Source organism: Frankia sp. CoWAU3, from assembly GCF_977971855.1.
Genome location: NZ_CDWWXB010000045.1, coordinates 5,971 through 7,200 on the forward strand (window position 1 = coordinate 5,971; position 1,230 = coordinate 7,200).

Consider the following 1,230-nt stretch of genomic DNA (forward strand, 5'->3'; position numbering starts at 1 on the left):
CGCCCTCCTCGGCGAGGATACGCAGCGTGTCGTCGTGGGCGTCCCGGTCGTGGATCATCAGCGTCCGGCCGGTCTCCTTGGCGATCGCGATGTGGCGCCGGAAGCTCTCCTGCTGCGCGGCATGCGCCTCGGGTGGGGTGCGGAAGTAGTCCAGACCCGTCTCGCCGACCGCGCGCACGCGATCGGCGCGGGCCAACGCGGCGATGGCGGCGAACGTCTCCTCGGTGACCCCCCGGGCCGCCTCGTTGGGATGAATCGCGACGGCGGCGTAGATCTCCGGATGCGCCGCGGCAACCTCGGCCTGCCATCTGCTGGTGGGCAGGTCGATGCCGACGGTGACGGCCCGCGTGACACCGACCGCCCGGGCCGCCGCGATCGCCGCCGGAACTTCGGTGCCCATCAGGTCGAGATGACAGTGGCTGTCGACCACGGCCACGGGAAGAGGGTCCGGCGGTGGCGGCGGATCACCCGACCGGCCAGAGTTTCGCGCCACCTCACCCGCCCTCTCGTGCCCGCCCTTCGTTTCCTGAGGTCTGAAGTCTACGACCGCCGCCGGGTGTGCCAGACAACCCGGCATGGGACGCTAATCGGGTGAGCAAGCGCAAGGACCCCACGCGATGACGACACCGTTGACCGTTGCCCTGGTCACCCCGCTGACCGGTCCCGATGCCGCCCAAGGCCTCGCCGGGCTACGAGGGGTCACCCTGTGGGCGCGTGACGAACGCCTCCCACTGCCCTGGGACGAGGTGAGTCTCACCGCCTACGACGCGTATCCCGATTCGGCCGCCGCCATGCGCGCCGCGGTGGCCGCTGGGCCGGATGCCCTGCTCGGACCCTACGGCCACCGGGCGGCACTCGCGGCCTGCGCCTCGACGGACCGGGTGGTCTTCAACACCGGCGCCCCGTCCACGCGCTTCGTCCGGCAGGCGTTCCCGAACGTCGTGAACATCGCCGCGGCCACCTCGACCTGGCCGCGCGGGGTCCTCGCCGCCGTACGGGCGGCCGATCGACGGGCCCGCAAGGTCGTCCTGCTCGCCTCCGGGGACACCGCCGTCGAGATCACATCGGTGACGAAGGCCGCCGCGGTGGCGCAGTCGTTCGAGGTGGCCTCGCACGTCTTCCCCCCGGGCAAGGCCGCCCTCGCCGCGACCCGGCTGCCCCCGGGCGACATCCTCATCGTCCACGCCGGCCCGGACGACGAGCTGGCGGCGGCGAACATCCTGCTGCGCC

2 protein-coding genes are annotated in these 1,230 nt (G+C 72.6%); one reads left to right on the top strand and one right to left on the bottom strand.

What is annotated here, in order from left to right; all coding sequences use genetic code 11:
* Positions 1–493: TatD family hydrolase (locus AC08ON_RS06755; RefSeq protein WP_476616640.1), on the bottom strand; the 493-nt coding region annotated here is incomplete at its 3' end.
* A 124-nt stretch (positions 494–617) separates the two neighbouring features.
* On the opposite strand from AC08ON_RS06755, the gene AC08ON_RS06760 reads away from it, so the two are divergent.
* Positions 618–1,230: type 1 periplasmic-binding domain-containing protein (locus AC08ON_RS06760; protein ID WP_476616641.1), on the top strand; the 613-nt coding region annotated here is incomplete at its 3' end.